This is a genomic window from Desulfocurvus thunnarius, assembly GCF_055390965.1.
The window spans coordinates 536,321-552,379 of record NZ_AP042411.1 but is presented as its reverse complement, the minus strand read 5'-3'; the positions used below and the strand labels follow the sequence as shown (position 1 = coordinate 552,379).

Genomic DNA, 16,059 nt, shown 5'->3' with positions numbered 1-16,059 from the left:
AACGGTGCGCAACGGGATGCCCGGGCAGGGCCGGGCAATGGTGGCGCAAGGGGGCGGGGAAAGGCGGCTGCGGTGGCGGAGGGCGAAGCGGAAGCCGTTGGTCCACGCCACCCGCCCGGTCCGGGTGTGAACGGAAGCGGGGGTGGCGGGGGGCTGGAAAGGAAAACGGCCCGGACCGGAAGGCTCCGGCCCGGGCTCATGGAACGGCGAGGTCGGGGGGGCTGCGGTCCGGCGTCGGCCTAGGCCAGCGGGCCGGTGACGGCGCGCAGGGCGCGCACCAGGGCGGCGGCGTCCTCGGGGCCGGGGGTGGGCGCCAGGGGCATGAGGATGCCCAGGCCCTCGCTGGCCTCGTGGAATTCCTCTTCCTCCAGGGTGCTGACCACCGCCGTGTTGATCATGGCGTTGACGCGCAAGAGGGCCCCGGCCAGTTCCAGGGCGCCCATGCCGGGCAGGTTCTCGTCGATGACCACCAGCTCCGGGGCGTGGGCGGCGGCCAGCTCCAGGGCGCGGGCGGCGCTGGGGGCGTGCAGCACCCTCGCCCCGCCCAGGCGGACCAGTTCGTCGGTGAAGGTTTCCAGCTCCACGGGGCGCGGGCTGGCCAGGATGTGCAGCGGCTGGGTCGTGGGCATTGGCGTGGTCTCCTTGTCAGCCCTGGGTGCGCCCGCAGCAGGAGCCCGGCCCGGCGCAGCCCGCCGCGCCGGGGTGTGAGCCGCAGCAGCCGGTGTCGCCGGGGCCGGGGTGGCTTTTGGGTGTCCTGCCGGTCAGGGAGCTGGGGGCCGAAAGGCGGCGGAACGTGTCCGCCGCGCCGCAGGCCGGGCAGGGCGGCAGGGGGCCGTCGCCGGAGGCGATGACCTCGCTCACGGCGCCGCAGGCCCGGCACTCGATGTCGTACAGGGGCATGTGTCTCTCCTTGGTGTGCGGCCCCGTCCGCGATTTCCGGTTTCGGAACGCGGGGCGGGCGGGGCCGCGCCGGGGCGAGCCTAGTGGCCGCCGCCGCAGGTCATTTCGGGGCGGAACTCGACCAGCCCGCCGCGCAGGAAGGCCTCCACGGCCTGCCCCACGCTGGGCGCGTCCGCGCCGTGGAAGACGTGGATGCCCACCTGGTTGAAGCCCATGAGCGGGCGCATGCCCAGCCCCCCGGCGATGAGCACGCCCACGCCGTTGTCGGCCAGATGGCGCACCGGGGCCATGCAGCCGCCCTGCTGGTGGGGCACGTTGGGCAGGGTGCGCACCCCGGCCACGGCGCCGTTTTCGACCTCGATCAGGGTGTACAGGGCACAGTGCCCGAAGTGGGCGCCCATGGGGGAGTCCATGCCGCCGGGGGCCTCGGAGGGCACGGCGATGAGGGTCTTGTCCATTTTTATTCTCCTTGTGCGTTGAGCGGTTGCAGTGGAGCCCGGCGGGCGGGGCGCCCGGCCAGACGCAAAACATGTTCCCATGCCTGGGTGAGAACCTCCGAGGTCGGCGAGGGCGGCAGCTCCGTGACCACCTTGCCCCGGGCCATGGCCTGGACGAAGGCCGGATCGTAGGGCAACTCGCCCAGCAGGGCGTGGCCCTGGTCGCGGCACAGGGCGGCCAGTCCCTCGGCGGCCTCGGGGTTCAGGTCGGCCTTGTTGACCAGCACGGCCAGGGGCACCCGGAAGTGCGCGCACAGCGCGGCCACGCGCTCCAGGTCGTGGCGGCCCGAGGGCGTGGGCTCGGTGACGGCCACGGCCAGATCGACCCCCGACAGGGAGCTGATCACCGGGCAGCCGATGCCCGGGGCGCCGTCGCACAGGATGAGCTCCAGGCCGCGTTCCCGGGCCAGGGCCCGGGCCTCGGTCTTGAGCAGGCTGACCAGTCGCCCGGAGTTCTCCTGCCCCGGGAAGAGCTGGGCGTGGACCATGGGCCCGAAGCGCGTGGCGCTCACGGCCCGGTGCCCGCAGTGGCGCGCGGGGAAGGCCACGGCCTCGGCCGGGCACACCGCCACGCAGACCTTGCAGCCCTCGCAGCGCAGCGGGTCCACGGCGAAGGCGCCGTCTTTTTCGTGGATGGCCCCGAAGCGGCAGGCGGCGGCGCAGGCCCCGCAGCCCAGGCACAGGGCGGAGTCGATGCGCGCCTCGTTGCCGGAGATGAAGTCCTCCTCGCGCTCGGGGCGCGGGGCCAGCAGGATGTGCAGGTCCGGCGCGTCCACGTCCAGGTCGCAGATGACGGGCGGGCGGGCCGTGGGCTCGCCCCGGCGGGCGGCCAGGGCCGCGAAGGCGCCGGTGATGGAGGTCTTGCCCGTGCCGCCCTTGCCGCTGATGATCACGATTTCACGCACGGCGTCACGCATGGGCGGCCTCCTTGCGGGCTGCGGCCATGCCGCGCACGGCGTCGCGCAGGGCGGTGAACGCCGCCCGCTGCTCCGGGCCCAGGTCGGCGACCACCCGGCCCCGGGCATAGCCCTCGGCCACGGCGCGGTCGAAGGGGATCTCGGCCAGCACGGGCAGGCTCTGGGCGCGGCAGAACCCGCGCACGGCGTCGTCTCCCGTCCCGTCGCCCACTCCGGCGCGGTTGATCACCACGCCCAGGGGCACGCCCAGCGCCCCGAAGGCCTCCACGGCCAGGCGCAGGTCGTGCAGCCCGAAGGCCGTCGGCTCGGTGACCAGCACGGCCATGTCGCTGTCCATCACGGCATTGACCGCCGGGCAACTCACCCCGGGGGGGGCGTCCACCACCGCGTCGGCGGGCTCCTGGGCCAGCATGGCGCCCAGGCGGGCCTTGACCTCGCGCATGAGCGGCGGGCTCATGGCCTCGCCCACGCGCAGGCGGCCCATGAGGAAGCGCGCGCCACGCGCCCGGCCCCAGGCCACCTCGCCCAGCACCCGTCGCCCGGCGCTGACGGCGCCCTCGGGGCATACGACCATGCATCCGCCGCAGCCGTGGCACATCTCGGGGAAGGTCAGCAGCGTGTCGCCCATGAGGGAGATGGCCTTGAACTGGCACAGATCGGAGCAGGCCCCGCAGCGCGTGCAGCGCGCGAGGTCCACCACCGGCACCTCCAGGGTCGCGTCCCGGGCGCCGTCCAGCTCGGGGCGCAGGAACAGGTGCAGGTTGGGCTCTTCCACGTCCAGGTCCACGGCGACCAGGGGGGCGTCCCACACCGCCGCCAGGGACGCGCTGACCGTGGTCTTGCCCGTGCCGCCCTTGCCGCTTGCGATGGTCACGATCATGGCGGCCTACCGGTTGGGGGCGGTGGCGGCGGTGGTCCGCCCGGCGGCGAATTCCTCCACGGCCTGACGCACGGTCATGTCGCCCATGTCCTGGACCACGGCGATGCCCGCGGCCTTGAGGGCGGCGAAGGCCTTGGGGCCGACGTAGCCCGTGAGCAGCGTGCCCGCGCCCGCCCGGGCGATGGTTTCGGCGGCGTTGATGCCCGCGCCCTGGCTCATGGCCTGGGACGCGCCGTTGTCCACGTACTGGAATTCCCAGGTCGCGGGGTCCACCACCATGAATCCGGCGGCCCGGCCGAAGCGCGGGTCGAGCATGGAATCGAGGGTCGGGCCCTCGCTGGTCACGGCGATCTTGCTCATGGTCGTCTCCTTGCTCCGGGGCGCCGCTCCGGGGCTTCTTTTACAGTGCGGTTTCACGGCCCAATGGCCGCCTTCGATGCGCAGGGCCTGGCCCCCGGTCAGGGCGCGGGCCACGGTCCCGCGGGCCTGGGCCAGCACGCGGCCGAAGGTGTGGCGCGACACCTCCATGACCGCGGCGGCCTCCTGCATGGACAGTCCTTCCACGTCGGCCAGGCGCAGGGCCTCCAGGCCCTCCACGCTCAGGCAGGCTTCCTCCAGCTCGCGCATGGGGATGCCCCGTGGCTTGTAGAAATCCACCCGGGGGGTCTTCTCGATGCGGCGGCACTTGCGGGGTCGTGGCACGATGGGCCCTCCTGTTTTGCTCAAATGAGCAAATAGGTCCGGGCATCCGATGTGTCAAGTCATGATAAAATATGACTTTTTTAATATAATATTAAAACGATATTAAATAGTAGGGAAATACAGGAAAGGCGCGGGGTTGGCACGAGGCCGGGGCGGCCGGGTGGAGCGGCGCGTGGGCCGGGGTTGAGAAAAGCAGGCCGGGAGCGCGGTGGGGAAGGCCGGGGTGGGCGGGGCCGATCGGGGCTGGGCGCCGGGCGGGCGGCCCAAGGGATGCGGCCGACGATGGCGCACTGTTCCGGTGGGCAGAGCCCCGGGCGGCGGGGGGGGGGTGCCGGGATCGAAAAAGGCGCGGGGGCCGCGTCGGCGCGGCCCCCGTGTGTGCCGACCTGGGGGCGGGGCGGTGGCCCGGGTCTGCCGCGCCGGTCGTCGCGGGGCACCCGGTGCGGTGCGGGCTCAGGGCAGGGGCGGGGCCTCGGGCGTCGCGTGGGCCGGCCGCCCGGCGACCCACGTTTCCAGCACCGCGATGCGCTCCACCTCGTCCGGGCTCGCGGCCAGCGGGTCCGCCCCGAGGACCGTCAGGTCCGCGCGCATTCCGGGGCGCAGGCGGCCGCGTTCGGCCTCGGCGAAAACGGAGTGGGCCGCTTCGGTGGTGAACATGGCCAGGGCCTCGGGCGCGGTGACCGACTGGCCGGGGATGGGGTGGCGCATGGCGTCGGCCATGCCGCGCAGGGGCGCGTAAGGCGTGACCGGGCTGTCCGAGCCGCCGCACACGCGCACCCCGGCGTCCAGGATGGTGCGGTAGGGGTGCAGGCGTCGCACGCGGTGCGGGCCGAACAGCTCGACCATGTGCGGCAGCCGGGGCCCGGCGATGAACTCCGAAAGGAAGGCGGGCTGCATGGAAGCCACCACTCCGGCGGCGGCCATGCGGTCGATCTGGTTCCTGGTCGGCAGCTCGAAGTGCTCGATGCGGTGGCGGGCGTCGGCCCGGGGCACGGCGCGCTGGGCGCGCTCCACGGCCCGCAGCACCTGCTCGATGGCCCGGTCGGACTCGCAGTGTACCGCGACCTGGAGGCCCCGGCCGTGAGCCGCCAGCACGAAGTCGTCCATGGTCCGCTGGCTGTAGAGCAGGGTGCCGTCGTTGCCCGGGTCGTCGCAATAGGGCTCGAACAGGGCGGCGGTGCGCGCGTCCAGTTCGCCGTCGGCGCAGATGCAGCCGCCGACCCGGGGCAGGCCCAGGGTCTGGACTTCGGCCAGATCCATGCTCTGGTTCCAGCAGATGACGGGCAGGGGCAGCCGGGGCGCGCAGGCCAGCAGCAGCCCCGAGCAGCCCGGGGTCAGTTCGCCGCCTTCCATGGACTGGACCAGGGTCACCCCGGCGGCCAGGGCCTGACGCGCGGCGGTCAGGGCGGCGTCTTCCAACTCCGTCCGGGCCATGGCTTGCAGCACGCCGGGGAAGACGCGGGTCAGGATGCCCGGGTCGCGAACCACACCCGTGGGCGCGCCGCCTTGCAGGTCCAGCCCGGGCACGGCCCGGGGGTTTTCCAGCAGCCCCAGGGCCCGCAGGGCCGCGCTGCTCAGCGAGCAGCGGTGCAGGGTGGGGTGGAAGAGCACCACCGGGCGTCCGGGCGTCACGCGGTCCAGCTCCCGGGCCTCGGGCATGCGGCCCTCGGCCAGATTCCGGTCTTCCAGCAGGAAGCCGCGCAGCCAGGATTCGGGGGGCAACCCGGTGCAGGCCCCGGCCACCAGGGCGCACGCGTCGTCCACGCTACGCGCCGCCGCGAGGTTCAGCCCCTGGGCGACCATGCCCGTGAGCAGCATGTGCGAGTGGCAGTCCATGAATCCGGGCAGGATCACGGCCCCGCCCATGTCGCGGCGGGTCAGGCCCTGGTCCTGCAACGGGGTCAGGTCCGCCTCGTGGCCCAGGGCCAGCACGCGCCCGTTCCGCACGGCCAGGGCCGTGTGCGGTGCGGCTTCGCCGTCCAGGGCATGCACGCGGGCGTTGACGAAAAGCACGCCCGCGTTCATGACGCGGCCTCCCCGCCGTCCAGGGTCGTCAGCGCGCCGTAGGCCTCGGGCCTGCGGTCGCGGAACAGGCCCCAGCCCGCCCGGCGCACGGCGATGGCCGCGAAGTCGAAGGCCGCCAGGGCCACGCCTTCCCCGGTGCGGTCCAGGTGTGCGGCCAGTTCTCCCGTGGGCCCGGCCAGGAAGGACGAGCCGTAGAAGGTCATGGCGAAGGCCGCGCCCTGCTCCTCGCCCACGCGGTTGGCCGCCGCCAGGGGCATCATGTTGGCCGCCGCATGGCCCTGCATGGTCCGCCGCCAGTGGTCGCGCGAATCCCAGCCCGGGTCCGTGGGCTCGGAACCGATGGCCGTGGGGTAGAGCAGCAGGTCAGCGCCCATGAGGGCCATGGCCCGGGCGCATTCGGGGAACCACTGGTCCCAGCAGACGCCCGTGCCCACGGCGCCGTACCGCGTGCGCCAGACGCGAAAGCCCGTGTCCCCGGGGCTGAAGTAGAATTTCTCCTCGTAGCCCGGGCCCTGGGGGATGTGCGTCTTGCGGTAGACCCCGAGCAGGGTGCCGTCCGCGTCGAGCATGGCCAGGGAGTTGAAATAGGCCTGCCCCCGGCGCTCGAAGAAGCTCACGGGCAGCACCACGCCCAGCTCGGCGGCCAGGGCGGCCATGCGCCGCACGGCGGGGCTGTCCCGCACCGTGCGGGCCAGGGCGAAGTGGGCGGGGTCCTGGTCCTTGCAGAAGTAGGGCCCGCTGAACAGCTCCGGGGGCAGGATCACCTGCGCCCCGCGCCCGGCGGCCTCGCGCACCAGCGCTTCGGCGCGGGCCAGGTTGCGTTCCTCGTCCTGCGTGCAGGCCATCTGCACGACGGCGACCATGGTTTCGGCCATGTGCGGCTCCTAGAAAGGCGGCAGGGGCGGCCCCGCCGGTTGCTGCTGGGTGATGCAGTGGATGCCGCCGCCGCCCCGGAAAATGTCCAGGGACGGCACCTGGACGACCTCGCGGCCCGGGAAGGCCCGGGCCAGGGTTTCGCGGGCCCGGGCGTCGGTTTCCGGCGCGTCGAAGCCGGACATGACCAGCCCGCCGTTGGCCAGGTAGAAGTTGATGTAGGACAGGTCCAGCCGCTTGCCGCCGTGGTCCACGCGCGGCGGCTGGTCCACGGGGATGATTTCCAGGCGGCGCCCGGCGGCGTCGGTGGCCAGTTCCAGGCGGCGCAGATTGTCCTGGTAGACGCGGGAGTTGTGGTCCTCCGGGTCGGTGCAGCGGTGCAGCAGCACGGCCCCGGGCCGCGCGAAGCAGCATACGATGTCCACATGGCCGCGGGTGTCGTCGTCCTCCAGGCCCTCGCCCAGCCAGACGACCTTGCGCACGCCCAGGTACGCGGCGAACAGCTCCTCGAAGTCGGCCTTGGTCAGCCCCGCGTTGCGCCGGGGGTCCAGCAGGCACTGTTCGGTGGTGATCAGCGTGCCCTGGCCGTCCACGTGGATGGACCCGCCCTCCAGGATGAACGGCGCGGGATAGCGGCGCATGTTCTGCGATTCGAGGATGCGCTGGGCGATGTCCGTATCGTGGCTGCGCTCGGTGTAGAAGTGGCCCCAGGCGTTGAAGAGCCAGGAGATGCCCGCCACGCGGCCCCGGGCGTCGGTGACGAAGGTCGGGCCGAAGTCGCGGGTCCAGGCGTCTTCCACGGGCAGTTCCATGATTTCCGCCCCCGGGCCGCACAGGCAGGCGGCGTGGCGGGCGTGCTCGGGGCGGGCCAGCATGGTCACGGGCTCGAAGCGGCCAATGGCCCGGGCCACGGCGGCGTAGGCCTCGCGGGCCCGGCCCAGGCCCTGGCCCCACAGGGATTCCAGGCAGGGCCAGGCCATCCAGCAGCGGGCGTGGGGCGCCCATTCGGCGGGCATGGCCAGCCCGTCGCTGGCCGGGGCGCGCACGGGAATGCGCACCGGCCAATGGCCGTGGGTTGCGGAGTCGGTCCCGGGTCGGCCAGCCCCGGGCTCCGGCAGAGTCTCGGGCCGGGAGCCCGGCGGGCTCCCGGCGTTGTCGGTTTCGATATGCATTGCGCGCTCCCTAGGAGTTGAGAATCATGACGTGCTTGGTTACCTGATAGTCGCCTACGGCTTCGCTGGAGAGATCCTTGCCGAAGCCGGACTGCTTGAAGCCGCCGTGGGGCGTTTCGGAGGTCAGGGGCAGGTGGTCGTTGACCCACACGGTGCCGAACTCCAGCGCGGCGGAAACGCGCATGGCCCGGGCCACGTCGGCGGTGAACACGCTGGAGGCCAGGCCGTAGACCACGTCGTTGCCCAGGGCCACGGCCTCGGCCTCGGTGTCGAAGGTCTGGATGGTGATGACCGGGCCGAAGACCTCCTGCTGGATGATCTCCGCGCCCTGCTCCACGCCGGTGATGACCGTGGGGGCGTAGAAGTGCCCGGGGCCCGCCTCGGGCATCGGGGCGCCGCCGGTGAGCACCGTGGCTCCGGCGGCCCGGGCGCGGTCCACGAATCCGGCCACGGCCTCCAGGTGCCCGGCGGAGATCAGCGGGCCCATCTGGGTGCCCGGGGCGAAGGGATCGCCCACGGCCACGGAGCGCATGGCCTCCACCAGCGCCTCGGTGATCTCCTTTTCGCGGCTTTTGTGTACGTAGACGCGGGTGGCGGCGGTGCAGTCCTGCCCGGAGTTGCAGAAGGCCGCCAGGGAGGCCTTGGCCGCCACGTGGGCGGGGTCGGCGTCCTCGAAGACCAGCACCGGGGCCTTGCCGCCCAGCTCCAGATGCACGCGCTTCAGGGTGTCCGCGCAGGAGCGCATCACGTCCTTGCCCGTTTCCGTGGCGCCGGTGATGCTGACCATGCGGATGTCGGGGTGGGCGGTGAGCCGGCGGCCCACCCCGCCGGTGACCACGTTGACCACGCCGTCGGGGATGCCCGCCTCGGCGGCCAGTTCGCCCAGGAGCAGCGCCGTGCGCGGCGTGAGCGAGGCGGGTTTGAGCACCGTGGTGCAGCCCGCCGCCAGGGCCGGGCCGAGCTTCCACACGGCCATGAGCACGGGGTAGTTCCACGGGGTGATCTGTCCGACCACGCCCACGGGCTCGCGGCGGTACAGCGAGGTGTAGCCGGGCATGTACTCCCCGGCGTGGTGGCCGTGGGTGTCGCGCACGGCGGCGGCGAAGAAGCGCATGTTGTCGATGCAAAACGGCAGGTCCGCGCCCAGGCTCAGGAACTCGTAAGGCTTGCCCGTATCTTCGGACTCGACCCGGGCCAGGGTCTCGATGTCGGCCTGCATCAGTTCGGCCAGCTTCCACAGGGCTGCCTGGCGCTGCCCCCGGGGCAGGCGCGACCAGCGCCCGTCCTCGAAGGCGGCCTTGGCGGCGGCCACGGCGCGGTCCACGTCGGCAGGGGCGCCCGCCGGGACGGTGGCCACGGTCTCACCCGTGGCGGGGTTTTCCACCTCGATGCGCGCGGCGGACGCGGAATCCGTCCACTGCCCGTTGATCCACAGTTGCATGTCCTTTGCCACGGCGACTGCCATGATCGGCCTCCTTGCGGCGTCAGGCCGCGATGCCCCGAAGGGTGTCTTCCAGGCGGTTGAGCATTTCGTCGAGCACGTCGTAAGGCACGTTGAGGGCGGGTTCGATGCGGATGCACTCCGCGTTGGTCAGGGTGCCCGCCGTGAGCACGCGGCGCGAGAACAACCCGGCGGCGACCTTGTAGCCGACCTCGCCGCTCATGAATTCCATGCCGATGAGCAGGCCCTTGCCGCGAATTTCGCGGAAGATGCCGGGGTGGCGCTCGGCCAGCCCTAGGAGCCGGGGCAGGAGATAGTCGTTCTTGGCCTTGGCCTGGGCGGGCAGGTCCTCGTCGAACATGACCTCGATGCCCGCCAGGGCCGAGGCGCAGGCCAGGGGATTGCCGCCCGTGGTGGTGGTGTGCATGAAGGGGTTGGGTTCCATGACCTTCCAGATTTCCGGGGTGGACATGAAGCCCGACAGGGGCACCACGCCGCCGCCCAGGGCCTTGCCGAAGCACATGATGTCCGGGGCAACGTCCCAGTGGTCCACGCCGAAGACGGCGCCGGTGCGCCCGAAGCCGGTCTGCACCTCGTCGGCGATGAGCAGCACGCCGTAGCGGGTGCACAGCTCGCGCAGGCGCGGCCAGTAGTCGTCGGGCGGGGTCACGGCTCCGGCCTCGCCCTGCACGGGCTCGGCGATGACGGCGGCGATGCCCTCGCCCACGGCCCGCGCCGAGGCCAGATGCGCCTCCACGGCGTCGGCGTCGCCAAAGGGCGCAAAGCGTACGTTGCCCAACAGCGGCAGCAGCGGCTCGCGGAACATGGCCTTGCCCATGACGGACAGCGAGCCCAGGGTCTTGCCGTGAAAACCCTTGAGGGTCGAAATGAATCCGGCCTTGCCGGTGTAGAACTTGGCCAGCTTGAGCGCGCCCTCCACGGCCTCGGTGCCGCTGTTGGCGAAGAAGCCGTACTGGATGTCGCCGGGGGTCATGGCCGCAAGGACCTTGCCGAGCTGGGCGCGCAGGGGGTCGAGCATCTCCTGGCTGTATTGCGGGGAGCGGTCGAGCTGGGCCTTGACGGCCTCGACGATGCGCGGGTGGCGGATGCCGTAGCTGTACAGCCCGAACCCGCCGAGCATGTCGATGAACTCGCGCCCGAGCACGTCGCGCAGGATGGACCCCTGGCCCATCCACTCCGTCACGGCGAACCCGCCGGACTCGGTGACGGACTTGCGATATTGCAGGAAGCCCTTGTTGATGTGGTTGGCGAAGTTCTCGGCGGTGTCCCGGGCGATGCGCTCGCGCTCCTGTTGGGTGATGGCGTCTTCGGGGCGGCGGATGATGTCCAGGATGCGCGAGGCTTCCGCCTTGGCCAGTGCGAGGTCGCGGTGCATTCGGTCTCCTTGTGTTGCGGTGGCTGGGCGCCGCCGGGGCCGGGGGAGGGGTCGGAGCCCCTCCCCGCGCGGCACCCTAGCGGGTTTTGATCATCGTCCAGAGTTCGTCGTAGATGCGGTTGTCCTTGCCCAGGTCGCGCAGGAGCTGGAGCTTGTCCATGTACTCCGCCGGGGGGTAGATGGCGGGGTTCTCGCGGTCCTCGGGGGTGATGAATTCCATGGCCGCGGCGTTGGGCGTGGGGTACTGGGTCCAGTTGGACAGCACGGCGCCGGCCTTGGCCTCGAGCACGTAGTCGATGAACCGGTGCGCGGCCTCGGGGTTGGGGGCCTTCTTGGGGATGCACAGGCTGTCCACCCACATCACGGCGCCCTCGGCGGGGTTGGCGAAGCCGGAGGTCGGGTCTTCGGCCACGGCGCGCAGGCCGTCGCCGTTGTAGACGATGGCCGCCACGGCGGCCCCGGCCACGACCTTGCTGCGGGCGCCGGTGCCGACCTCGAAGCCCTGGAAGTAGGGGCTCTTCTTCACCTTGAGCATCATGTCGGCCAGGGCCTTGAGGTCCGCCGGGTCGGTGGTGTTCACGTCCTTGCCCATGTAGCACAGGGCGCTGCCGAGCATCTCGCGCACGGAGTCGATGAGCACGAAGGGGCCGACCTGCTTGGTCTCGTCGAACATCACGGCCCACGACGGCGGGTCGCCGGGCACCTTGTCCTTCTTGTACATCATGCCCAGGGTGCCCCACTGGTAGGCGGCGCTGAACTTGTTGCCCGGGTCGTACACGGGGCTCACGAACTTGGGCGCCAGGTTTTTCAGGTTGGGCACCTTGGCGTGGTCGATCTCGGCCAGCAGGTCGAGGTTGATGAGCGTCGGCATCACGTAGTCCGAAGGCACGATCACGTCGTACTGGGACACGCCGCCGGCCTGGAGCTTGGCGATCATCTCCTCCATGGACTCGTAGTAGTCCACGCGGACCTTGATGCCCGTGCGCTCCTCGAAGGTGGGCACGAATTCCTCGGGCATGTACTCGGACCAGATGAACAGCCGCATTTCCTTGTCGGCGGCCAGGGCCAGGTTGGCGGCGAACAGGACCATCGCCAGGGCCAGAAGCAGTCTGCGCATGGGGGGTCTCCTCGGGCTATGGGTTGCTTTGTTTGCGGGACAGGCGTTCGGACAGCATGACCAGCACCACCGTGACCAGCAGGGCCAGGGTCGACAGGGCGTGGATCTCGGGCGTCACCCCCCGGCGCACCGAGGCGTAGATGTACAGCGGCAGGGTGACGGAGGTGGGCCCGGCAGTGAAGAAGCTGATGACGAAATCGTCCAGGGACAGGGTGAAGGCCAGCATGGCCCCGCCGACGATGCCGGGCTTGAGCAGGGGCAGGGTCACGTGGCGCAGGATGTAGGCGTTGTCGGCGTAGAGGTCGCGGGCGGCCTCTTCCAGGTCCTGCGTGATGGCCTCCAGCCGCGCGCCGACCACCAGGGCCACGAAGGAGATCTGGAAGGTGATGTGGCCGATGATCATGTTGAGCATGCCGGGCTCGAAGGCCGAGAAGGCCAGCCGCAGCACGCCGAAAGCCACGGCCAGGGCCGCCGCGAAGACGATCTCGGGCGTGACCACCGGCAGGTGCAGGTTCACGTCCAGCGCGGCGAAGATGCGCCGCGACCAGGGGTGGCGGTACAGCCCGATGGCCAGCATGGTGCCGATGACCGTGGCCAGCACGGTGGATACCGTCGCCAGGACCAGCGTATTGCGCGCGGCTTCGAGAATCTGCTCGTTGGCCAGCAGCCGGGCGTACCAGTCCAGGGTGAAGCCCTTCCACGACAGGCCGAAGCGCGAGGCATTGACCGAGAAGACGGCCACGGCCAGCAGCGGCACATACAGGAAGGACAGGGCGCCCAGGGCCGTTACGGGCACGAGCCAGTGGAAGCGTCGCATCACGCGCCCTCCTTGGCCTTGCGGTCGTATTTGCGGTGTACGTGCAGGCCCACCAGGGTCAGGACCATGAGCGCGAAGCTCACGGCGGCGCCGAAGGGCCAGTCGCGGCTGGTGCCGAACTGCTGCTGGATCAGGTTGCCGACGAGCATGTATTTGGCCCCGCCCAGAAAGTCGGGCACCACGAACATGCCCATGGCCGGGATGAAGGTCAGGGTGATGCCCACGGACAGGCCGGGCACGGTCTGCGGCCAGATGGCGCTCCAGAACACGCGCCAGCGCCCGCTGTAGAGGTCGCGCGCGGCCTCGACCAGGGCCCAGTCCAGCTTCTCCACGCTGGCGTAGAGCGGCAAGGTCACAAAGGGCAGGAAGGTGCCGATCATGCCCAGGTAGACCGCCAGGGCGCTGGGATACAGCGGCGCGCCCTCGGGCACGATGCCGAAGATGGCCGCCAGCCGCGCCAGGGGGAGCTGCGGCGCCAGCACCAGCAGCCACGCGTAGGCCCGGATGACCAGGTTGGTCCAGAAGGGGATGATGACCAGGGTCAGCCAGAAGTAGCGCGTGCGCGCGGGCTTGTTGGCGATGTAGAAGCACAGCGGGAAGGCCAGCACCACGCAGATGAGCGTGGTCCAGAAGGCCACCCACACGCTGCGCAGCAGGATGAGCAGATAGTCCGCCGACCAGCCGAAGAGCCCGTAGCCCATGAGGCGGCGGAAGTTCTCGATGGAAAAGGTCCATTCGATTTCGCCGTAGGTGCCGCGCGTGGTGAAGCTGACCACGATGAGCAGCAGGCTCGGCAGGGCCAGGAACAGCAGAATCCACAGCATGCCCGGCGCGGCGAAGAACAGCCCCCGGCGCAGCAGCCGGATGCGGGTGGTCAGCTCTCCGTACCAGACGAGGAAGGTGTCCTTACTCATGCAGGGCCACCAGGGAGCCGGGCAGCAGTTCGACCCAGATTTCGTCGCCCTTGGCGATGCCCCGGCGCGGGGCGGCGGTCATGCGCAGGTTGCCGGGCTCCAGCCAGACCTCGGCGCTCTCGCCGCGATAGAAGACCTCGGTCACCCGCACGCGCAGGCCGTTGCGCTCGGGCTGCTCGGGGTGGAAGACGATGTTCTCGGGGCGGATGGCGATCTGGCCTTCTTCCCATTCGGGCAGGCGGTCCATGGCCAGCAGGCCCAGGTCGGTCATCACTCCGCCTTCCGCACGGCGGCCCTCCAGGATGTTGGCCTTGCCCAGGAACTCGGCCACGTAGCGGCTGTTGGGCCGCTCGTAGAGCTCGCGCGCCGGGGAGCACTGCACGATGCGCCCCTGGCGCATGACGGCGATGCGGTCGGAAACGGTCAGGGCCTCCTCCTGGTCGTGGGTGACCAGGATGAAGGTCTTGCCCAGGGTCTGCTGGAGCTGGCGCAATTCGGTCTGCACGGCCTGGCGCAGCTTGGCGTCCAGGGCGGACATGGGCTCGTCGAGCAGCAGCAGTTCGGGTTCGTTGACCAGGGCCCGGGCCAGGGCCACGCGCTGGCGCTGGCCGCCGGAAAGCTGCGCGGGCAGGCGGTCCTTCATGGGCAGCATGTGGACCATTTCCAGGGCGGCCTTGACCTTGTCGGCCACCACGGCCTTGGCCACCTTGCGCGAGCGCAGGCCGAAAGCCACGTTCTCGAAGATGCTCAGGTGCGGGAACAGGGCGTAGCTCTGGAACACGGTGTTGACGTTGCGCTCGTTGGCCGGGGCGGTGGTCACGTGGCGGCCCGAGAGCATCACGGTGCCCGAGTCGGCCAGCTCCAGCCCGGCGATGATGCGCAGCAGGGTGGTCTTGCCGCAGCCCGAGGGGCCGAGCAGGGTGAAGAACTCGCCGCGCGAGGCGATGAGGTCCACGTTGTGCAGGGCGGTCACGTCCCCGTATTTCTTGTAGATGGCGTAAGCTTCCAGGCTCATGCGGCTGCCTCCGGGCGCGGGGGGTGCGTCACCCGATCCACACGGTCTTCTGGTTCATGAATTCGCGCATGCCGTTTGCGGACAGCTCGCGGCCGTAGCCCGAGGCCTTGATGCCCCCGAAGGGCAGGCGCGGGTCGCTTTTGACCTGCCCGTTGACGAAGACGCTGCCGGCCTCGATGCGCCGGGCCATGGCCTCGCCTTTGGCCCGGTCGCGCGTCCAGACCGAGGCGCCCAGGCCGAAGGGCGTGGCGTTGGCCAGGGTCAGGGCGTGCCCGGCATCGCGGGCGCGGATGACCGCCGCCACGGGCCCGAAGGTCTCCTCGTCGAAGGCGGCCATGCCGGGGGTCACGTCGGCCAGGATGGTCGGGGCGTAGAAGGCCCCGGGTCCGGGCAGGGGCGCCCCGCCGCAGACCAGCCGGGCTCCGGCGGCCACGCTGGCGTCGACCTGGGCCTGCAACTCGCCCACGAGGTCGCGCCGGGCCAGGGGGCCGACCACGGTGTCGTCCTCGCGCGGGTCGCCGACCCTGAGTGCCGCCACGCCCCGAGCCATCAGTTCCAGAAAGGCGTCGTACACCGGCTCCTCGACGATGAAGCGCTTGGCGGCGATGCAGACCTGGCCCGCGTTGGCGCAGCGGGCCATGACGCCCGTGGCCGCGGCCTGTTCCAGGTCCGCGTCGGCCAGAACCACGAAGGGATCGCTGCCGCCCAGCTCCAGGAGGCTCTTCTTGAGCAGGGCCCCGGCCATGGAGGCGACCTTGGCCCCGGCCGGGCCGCTGCCCGTCAGGCTCACCCCGCACACAGCCGGGTGGGCCAGCACGGCCTGCACCTGGCTCGCGCCGATCATCAGCGTGCGGAACACGCCCTCGGGCAGGCCCGCCTCCTGGAAGACGCGCTCGATGGCCATGGCGCACTGGGGCACGTTGGAGGCGTGCTTGAGGACCATGACATTGCCGCCCACGAGGCAGGGCGCCGCGAGGCGGAAGACCTGCCAGAAGGGGAAGTTCCAGGGCATGACGGCCAGCACGGCGCCCATGGGCTCCCAGGCCACGTAGGAGCGCACGGCGTCGCTGGCCACGGGCTCGGGGGCCATGATGGCCGCGCCGTTGTCGGCGTAATACTCGCAGACCAGGGCGCATTTGCCGATCTCGCCCCGGCCCTGGGTCACGGGCTTGCCCATTTCGGCGGCCATGACGGCCGCGAGTTCGTCCGTTCTGGCGCGCAGCACGGCGGCCACGGCGCGCAGGGCGTCCGCGCGCGTGGCCAGGGGGGTGTCGCGCCAGGCGGGCCAGGCGGCGCCCACGGCGTCCAGGGCCTGGGCCGTGGTGGCGGGCTCCCATTCAACGAAAGCCGCCAGGGTGGTCCCGGTGCAGGGGTCGATGGAAACGAGGGTCAT

Annotated in this window: 16 protein-coding genes; all 16 read right to left on the bottom strand. The window is 71.3% G+C overall.

Annotation, left to right across the window (positions count from 1 at the left end; translation table 11 throughout):
- Window positions 1–239: 239 nt before the first annotated feature.
- The 16 genes from ACZ5KV_RS02445 to ACZ5KV_RS02370 all read right to left on the bottom strand — a co-directional run bounded on the left by ACZ5KV_RS02445 (window position 240) and on the right by ACZ5KV_RS02370 (window position 16,059).
- The gene (locus ACZ5KV_RS02445; protein ID WP_464240757.1) at window positions 240–629 is read right to left on the bottom strand and encodes an ANTAR domain-containing protein; all 390 of its coding nucleotides are present in this window, start codon (window positions 627–629) and stop codon (window positions 240–242) included.
- A 16-nt stretch (window positions 630–645) separates the two neighbouring features.
- A complete protein-coding gene (locus tag ACZ5KV_RS02440) occupies window positions 646–900 on the bottom strand; it encodes an FmdB family zinc ribbon protein (protein WP_464240756.1) in 255 nt (84 codons plus the stop codon).
- Between the two features lie 80 nt (window positions 901–980).
- The gene (locus ACZ5KV_RS02435; protein WP_464240755.1) at window positions 981–1,358 is read right to left on the bottom strand and encodes a NifB/NifX family molybdenum-iron cluster-binding protein; all 378 of its coding nucleotides are present in this window, start codon (window positions 1,356–1,358) and stop codon (window positions 981–983) included.
- Window positions 1,359–1,360: 2 nt separating this feature from the next.
- Window positions 1,361–2,302 carry an ATP-binding protein gene (locus ACZ5KV_RS02430; protein WP_464241794.1) on the bottom strand — a complete coding sequence of 314 codons (942 nt, stop codon included), beginning with the start codon at window positions 2,300–2,302 and terminating at the stop codon, window positions 1,361–1,363.
- A 4-nt stretch (window positions 2,303–2,306) separates the two neighbouring features.
- Complete coding sequence (locus tag ACZ5KV_RS02425) at window positions 2,307–3,194, bottom strand: nucleotide-binding protein (RefSeq protein ID WP_464240754.1); 888 nt, start codon at window positions 3,192–3,194, stop codon at window positions 2,307–2,309.
- Between the two features lie 6 nt (window positions 3,195–3,200).
- Window positions 3,201–3,896, bottom strand: a complete 696-nt coding sequence (locus tag ACZ5KV_RS02420) for a DUF134 domain-containing protein (protein WP_464240753.1) — start codon at window positions 3,894–3,896, stop codon at window positions 3,201–3,203.
- A gap of 453 nt (window positions 3,897–4,349) precedes the next feature.
- Window positions 4,350–5,921 (bottom strand): amidohydrolase, encoded by a 1,572-nt coding sequence (locus ACZ5KV_RS02415; RefSeq protein WP_464240752.1) that lies wholly within the window; start codon window positions 5,919–5,921, stop codon window positions 4,350–4,352.
- Entirely contained in the window at window positions 5,918–6,796 is an 879-nt protein-coding gene (aguB, locus tag ACZ5KV_RS02410; RefSeq protein ID WP_464240751.1) for an N-carbamoylputrescine amidase, read from the bottom strand. Before aguB ends, ACZ5KV_RS02415 begins: the two co-directional genes overlap by 4 nt.
- Before the next feature lie 9 nt (window positions 6,797–6,805).
- Window positions 6,806–7,966, bottom strand: coding sequence for an agmatine deiminase family protein (locus ACZ5KV_RS02405; protein ID WP_464240750.1), 1,161 nt, complete (start codon window positions 7,964–7,966; stop codon window positions 6,806–6,808).
- A 10-nt stretch (window positions 7,967–7,976) separates the two neighbouring features.
- Window positions 7,977–9,431 carry an aminobutyraldehyde dehydrogenase gene (locus tag ACZ5KV_RS02400; protein WP_464240749.1) on the bottom strand — a complete coding sequence of 485 codons (1,455 nt, stop codon included), beginning with the start codon at window positions 9,429–9,431 and terminating at the stop codon, window positions 7,977–7,979.
- A gap of 19 nt (window positions 9,432–9,450) precedes the next feature.
- The gene (locus ACZ5KV_RS02395) at window positions 9,451–10,803 is read right to left on the bottom strand and encodes a putrescine aminotransferase (protein WP_464240748.1); all 1,353 of its coding nucleotides are present in this window, start codon (window positions 10,801–10,803) and stop codon (window positions 9,451–9,453) included.
- Between the two features lie 76 nt (window positions 10,804–10,879).
- The gene (locus tag ACZ5KV_RS02390; RefSeq protein WP_464240747.1) at window positions 10,880–11,920 is read right to left on the bottom strand and encodes a polyamine ABC transporter substrate-binding protein; all 1,041 of its coding nucleotides are present in this window, start codon (window positions 11,918–11,920) and stop codon (window positions 10,880–10,882) included.
- A 16-nt stretch (window positions 11,921–11,936) separates the two neighbouring features.
- Entirely contained in the window at window positions 11,937–12,737 is an 801-nt protein-coding gene (locus ACZ5KV_RS02385) for an ABC transporter permease (protein ID WP_464241793.1), read from the bottom strand.
- A complete protein-coding gene (locus tag ACZ5KV_RS02380) occupies window positions 12,737–13,651 on the bottom strand; it encodes an ABC transporter permease (RefSeq protein ID WP_464240746.1) in 915 nt (304 codons plus the stop codon). Before ACZ5KV_RS02380 ends, ACZ5KV_RS02385 begins: the two co-directional genes overlap by 1 nt.
- A complete protein-coding gene (locus ACZ5KV_RS02375) occupies window positions 13,644–14,666 on the bottom strand; it encodes an ABC transporter ATP-binding protein (protein ID WP_464240745.1) in 1,023 nt (340 codons plus the stop codon). Before ACZ5KV_RS02375 ends, ACZ5KV_RS02380 begins: the two co-directional genes overlap by 8 nt.
- Window positions 14,667–14,694: 28 nt before the next feature.
- Window positions 14,695–16,059, bottom strand: coding sequence for an NAD-dependent succinate-semialdehyde dehydrogenase (locus tag ACZ5KV_RS02370; protein ID WP_464240744.1), 1,365 nt, complete (start codon window positions 16,057–16,059; stop codon window positions 14,695–14,697).